6 protein-coding genes and 2 pseudogenes are annotated in these 5213 nt (G+C 60.7%); 3 read left to right on the top strand and 5 right to left on the bottom strand.

All coding sequences use genetic code 11. The annotated features are described in order from the left end of the window. Window positions 1-261: 261 nt before the first annotated feature. On the bottom strand, window positions 262-996 hold the full coding sequence (locus ASF57_RS14500; protein ID WP_056484662.1) for a Crp/Fnr family transcriptional regulator: 735 nt from the start codon (window positions 994-996) through the stop codon (window positions 262-264). Window positions 997-1315: 319 nt separating this feature from the next. Between ASF57_RS14500 and ASF57_RS14495 the strand changes: the two genes are divergently transcribed. The 3 genes from ASF57_RS14495 to ASF57_RS24865 all read left to right on the top strand — a co-directional run bounded on the left by ASF57_RS14495 (window position 1316) and on the right by ASF57_RS24865 (window position 2780). Further along, window positions 1316-2023: a Crp/Fnr family transcriptional regulator gene (locus ASF57_RS14495; protein WP_056484661.1), complete on the top strand. Its 708-nt coding sequence runs from the start codon at window positions 1316-1318 to the stop codon at window positions 2021-2023. Window positions 2024-2025: 2 nt separating this feature from the next. Next, the gene (locus ASF57_RS14490) at window positions 2026-2289 is read left to right on the top strand and encodes a hypothetical protein (RefSeq protein WP_056484658.1); all 264 of its coding nucleotides are present in this window, start codon (window positions 2026-2028) and stop codon (window positions 2287-2289) included. A 251-nt stretch (window positions 2290-2540) separates the two neighbouring features. After that, entirely contained in the window at window positions 2541-2780 is a 240-nt protein-coding gene (locus ASF57_RS24865) for a hypothetical protein (protein ID WP_082503990.1), read from the top strand. Between the two features lie 519 nt (window positions 2781-3299). Here ASF57_RS24865 and ASF57_RS14485 read toward each other — a convergent pair. From ASF57_RS14485 to ASF57_RS26460, 4 genes and pseudogenes are all read right to left on the bottom strand, one after another. Beyond that, window positions 3300-3518, bottom strand: a complete 219-nt coding sequence (locus tag ASF57_RS14485; RefSeq protein WP_056484656.1) for a hypothetical protein — start codon at window positions 3516-3518, stop codon at window positions 3300-3302. Window positions 3519-3694: 176 nt separating this feature from the next. Continuing rightward, on the bottom strand, window positions 3695-3994 hold the full coding sequence (locus ASF57_RS14480; protein WP_210166828.1) for a hypothetical protein: 300 nt from the start codon (window positions 3992-3994) through the stop codon (window positions 3695-3697). Between the two features lie 750 nt (window positions 3995-4744). After that, window positions 4745-5107: pseudogene (locus ASF57_RS24860) on the bottom strand (MucR family transcriptional regulator); the annotation flags it as partial. A gap of 17 nt (window positions 5108-5124) precedes the next feature. Then, window positions 5125-5213: pseudogene (locus ASF57_RS26460) on the bottom strand (IS5/IS1182 family transposase); the annotation flags it as partial.

The following is a 5213-nucleotide window of genomic DNA, read 5'->3' as shown; positions in this document are numbered from 1 at the left end:
GTGCGCAGCTTCGGCCTGCGCCGCTCCCGCTACCGCGGACTGGCGAAGACGACCTTCCAGGGGGTGGCCACGGCCGCTGCCCTCAACCTGGATCGTCTGGCCGCCTGGTTCGGGCACAGACCCCTGGCCTCGGCCCACACCTCACGATTCAGCGCTCTCGCCGCATAGCCGCCGACTTCGCCAACAGTGTCCGATCGGTTTCTCGGCTGCCCTGTGCGGCTACCGCCTACCCCAGGGACGTATGGTTCTGAACCGTGCCGCCTAGACCGTGCGGCGGGGCCTTAGCTGAAGGTAGTCTGCGCTGAACTCGGCAAGGTGTCTAAGGCGCGGCTGATCGAGTAGCCGTAGGGTCTTGCCCTTGCACTCGATCAGCCCAAGACGCCGCATTTCTTGTAGCACGCGGTTCACGTGCACGTTCGAGAGCCCCAGGGTTTGGCCCAGATCGGCTTGTATGAGCGGGAGCGGGCAGGTGCCATCGCGCGCCAATCCAACTGCCTCCATGCGCGTCATCAGTTCACAGAACAGATGTGCCATCTGTTCCAAAGCTGAGCGGCAACCCAGGTTCACCAGCCACATGCGTGTGGTCTCGGCCTCGATACGCTTCGCGAGGCGTGATGCCTGCGCGACGTGCGGATGCTCTTGCAACAGTTCGATCCAGGCTCGGCGCGGAATACGAGCGACGTTGGAGGTCGCAATGGTACAGACAGCATGATCGAGGGGCGGGAGATCAATAGGGTCAACATCGCAGACATCGCCTGGCAGCAGATAGCTGACAATTTGTCGGGCACCCGTCCGACGCTGTTTGTAGCGACAGGCAAACCCCTCCAGGAAGATGAACACGTTGTCCGAGACATCATCCTCCTCAATCAGGTCCATGCGCGCCTGGACCAGCCTCGGTTGGCTCGTGATTTTCTTCAGAGCAGCGACGTCGAGCGCCGACAGTGGAGCCAGGCCTTGCAGTTTCTGGATCAGGGGATTGTCTGTGGCCACTTCCATCTAGAACTTCACACTCAGAGGGGGGCCATCAGGGTGTAAAGGCTTCATCGATCCTACTCCTGAGAATATCGGCCGCGACGGACCACTTTGACAAATGCCGATAGGATGTGGCGGCTCAAACCATGGGCCGTCGTTTCGTTGCTCCTGCTGTTTTGATTGTGGTCTATCGTACATTTCTTTGTGTCGGGTAGCACACAAAAGCCTACTGGATCCTGTGACCGACAGCTACAAACCTGATACGCGGCGTGTCTGCACCTGGCGTATTTGTGCGCGGGAGCTTGGAAGAATGGCACGCGCATTCGCCGACGAGGGCTGAGACTTGCTGCACCATGACACGGTCAGAAACCGTCTGCTGCAACGCCTCCAGCACGCTGATTTTCGACTGCTTAAACCGCACCTACAACTGATACCGACCGGGTTGCGTCAGACGCTCATCGCGCCTCATGAGCAAGTCGCGCAGCTCTTCTTTCCAGAGGTTGGATACGCCTCTGTCACGGCTGATGCTAAAGGCAAGCGCATCGAAGTCGGACTGATCGGTCGCGAGGGGCTTGTTGGAGCTTCACCTGTCCTGCTCGCTGACAATTTCACGGTGTACCGTGAGTTCGTCCTTTGCCCCGGTGAGATGCTAGCCATCGACGTCAACCGTTTCCGCTCGGCCATCGACAATAGTCCGACCTTGCGCACGCTGATGCTGCGCTATCTTCAAACCCGGCTGGTTCAGGCCCAGCAGTTTGCCTGCGCAAACGCCGCCTACACCACGCCCGTGCGCCTCGCGCGCTGGATGCTGATGTGCCACGACCGCTCGGACGGCGACGAGATCCCAATCACACATGAGGCCTTGTCGTTCATGCTCGGGGTGCGCCGCGCTGGTGTGACCCAGGCAGTTCACGTTCTGGAAGGCCGGCACCTGATTAAGGCCCATCGTGGGCGTATTACGGTTCAAGACCGAGAGGGCTTGATTGACCTTGCTGGAGGTAGCTACGGCTTACCTGAAGCTGAGTACGCGCGCCTCATCGACGGAGTGTGAGTATGCCCCGCTACTACTTCAACATTCGGTTCCGTCCGGGGCCTAATGGACTGGCAGTGGACCCAGAAGGTGAGGAGTTGCCGGATCTAACGGCTGCGAAAGAGCGCGCCTTGGAAGCGGCACGCGATATGATTGCTACAACGCGCATGGACCTCATCCACGACTGGTTCATATGCTCTTTCGAGATCGAGGATGACGACGCCCAATGCGTGCTGACGGTGCCATTCAGTGACACCGTTGCGGATGCGGGTCTCGACCAGCGCTGAGAGGGCATAAGGTGAGTTGGACCTGAAACCTTGAGAACCAAAGGAAGACAGCTGAGGCGTAATCCTCTGTTTTGCTCGTCCCGCGACTTTGTGCGCTACCAGACGCTTGCTTCTAGAATGATATCAACCCTACATAAGTTAAAACGCAACGTTGTCGTATCGTCTAAAAGTAGACTATCGCGGCCTTGAATTCTGGCCTTCCGCGCCTGTGAGACCCTGTGTGCTCCCGCCCTGAATGCGCGGAGAGCCCTGTGCCTCGTTATTTCTTCGATATCCATGACGGTCATACCTACCGCGATGAGGAGGGAACAGACCTTCCTAGTCACGAAGAAGCGGCTCGTCACGCGAAGACGATTCTGCCTGCGATCGCAGCTCACGAGGTCCAAAAGGACGGAGAACACCAAGCCTTTTCGGTTCTGGTAACGGACGAGGACGGGCATCCCGTCTATTCGGCTGCTGTGACCTACACGGGCACGTGGCTGATCCGGTGACTGGGCCCCCATCTGCCGAGCCAGATGGGGCACCGTGCTACCGAGCCGTGATGCTCAACGCCGGCGGAGGCGGGGTTCTGAACACACCGATTTCAGCCTCGGATGACAGCGAAGCTACGGACAAGGCACGAGCCCTTGTTGATGGGCATGCCGTCGACCTCTGGGATGGCATGCGGTTCATCGACCGGTTCGAACCGCCTGATCCCCTTCTGTGATCCAATGTTAATAAGGAACCTTCAAGTTCACGGTTGATGATCCGCTCTGCGTCAGTTCCGGTCGTTGTAGCCTGACGGCGCGAAGGTCGGAGTAGGGTCGGAAGCGTGCCCGAACTTGGGGCAGGCCGGGGCACCCAAGGTGTCCCCGGCCTTCTCCCGCCATGCCGCTGGTCTCGCCAAAGTCCTCGGCCACGGGGTGCAGACGTGTGCGGGGCTCGGGAGCCGGCATCTGCGTCGCGCCAGGAAGAACTACCTCGCGAGGCTGCGGCAGCCAGGGGCGTCGGTGGATAACTCCCTGGCGATTTCAGCCCACGCGCCGGCTCTGTTCCGCCTCCGTACGCCAGACGTCGCGATCCTTCTCGGCCTGGGCTAGCCGGGCGCGCAAGATCTCGATCTCTGCGTGAAGCTCCCCGGCGTCGACCGCCAATTCCACGCACTGATCCTGCACGTCCGCGAGCTGCTGCCGCAGCTCCGCGTTCTCCATGACGACGGCGAGGAAGTCGGCGGATCGCTGGTCGCTCATTCCGTCCTCTAGCCCGACCTGATGTGGGGCGGCGGCTTTAGCTCAGTCGTTCGGCCGCCATCCGAGCTGGTTGGGTGCGGGCGTACAGCTTCAGCCGTTTACCATCCGCACTTTTCCGCATCGTCATACGTCGAACTGGTACGCTCGTGAGCCGTTGATGGCGCGAGCTGCAAAGCTCACTCATGCAGAGTGACGAGAGGCCGGTTGTCGAGGCAGGAGGGGGAGCTTTGCTCGCCTGCCTCGACAGCCGGCTTTTGCGTATCCAGACCGACGTCGAAAGGCACTCCACGTCCGGTAGCCGTGGTTGCAAGGGCACGCAGAAGCGTATGAACCGCATCGATTTGGTCGAGCAGTTCGGCAGCAAACGTGTCGAAATCGCCCCGCATGTTCATCGTGCTTCCCCCAACCCGAAGACGCAGGTGCGCATGGTGGGAAGTACACTGCTCTCCGTAGCTGCTGCGGAGCTTGCGCTTCACGGCCGGCTGCATCGGGATCGGACTGCGAAGGGGGTCGTTCGGGCGGGTTGGCGAGGTCGTGCTGGACGCGCGCGACCTGCTCGTCCTTGGTGACGTGCTTCAGGGTGTCGAGGTAGCGTGCGTTATCGAGCGGCGTGCGGGTCACAAGCGTGAGGGCTTGTTCACCGATCTTCGTCCCGCGGGAAATGTCGAGTTGCACGACGCGCTCGACCTTGCCTGTGATTGCTGCGACTTCCGAGGTAAATGCAGGCGAAACAATTTCGCCTGCATTCCATCGAGCCTTCGCCCCAGGTGAGCCTAGCTTCTGATCGGGATGCTTCTCCCTATGAAGTTCTTGCCGTCGGGCCATGATCCGGGCTCGCTCGGCCAGGGTCATGTCCGTCCGGCACAGGTTTTCATCGATCATCGCCAGCTCAGCGTTGATGTCGTCTTCCGTCACGACGACGCACGGCGTCTCCGGCATCCGCAGGCGGGACGCAACCCGCCGCAAGGCGGGGCGTCAGGCAATCACCCAGGCGAGCGCCAGGATGCCGCCAAGGAACATCCCGTACGTTGCCAACACAGCGGCGACCTCGCGGTGCTGCTGCAAGACGGAGCGGGAAGCGATCAGCATGGGACGGGACCAGAAGCGAGGGTGCTCCCTCGATCTGATCCACTTTTCAGCCCGAAGCGAGGCCTTCCGCCTGTGGAACAAATGTAAAACATCGGCTGTCGCTTGGCGGTCACATACCTATCGACAGCCAACCTAACTCATGAGGCTTTAGGTGCCCGTCTAGCCTTCTTCTGCTTCGGCTCGACCGGCGCTTCTGAAACCGTCTCATCTGGCGCAACAGCCTTTGCTTGGCCCCGTCGCTGTTGTCCGAGACCAAGGGCGTGAGCGAGCTTAGAACGCTGCTCCGAGTAGCTTGCAGAGGTCATGGGATAGTCGACGGGGAGGCCGTACCTCGTCCGATAAGCCTCGGGGGTAAGGCCACGGATGGTCAAGTGGCGCTTCAGCGTCTTGTAGGGCTTGCCATCCTCGAAGCTGATGAGAGCGTCGGGCGTGATCGACTTCTTGATCTCAGCCGGGGTTGGCTTCTCGATCTTGTCAGCAGCTGGCGTAGCAGGGCCGCTCAGACCCTTAGGGCGTGTTATCGCTTGAGCCAATCGAGGGCGGCTGCGAGGGAGAGGACGCCCATGAAGCTGACGGCAGTCTTCTCGTAGCGGGTGGCGATGGCGC

Source organism: Methylobacterium sp. Leaf117, assembly GCF_001422985.1.
GTDB lineage: Bacteria > Pseudomonadota > Alphaproteobacteria > Rhizobiales > Beijerinckiaceae > Methylobacterium.
Note: the sequence above shows the minus strand (reverse complement) of the source record. Positions and strands in the feature narration are given on the sequence as shown.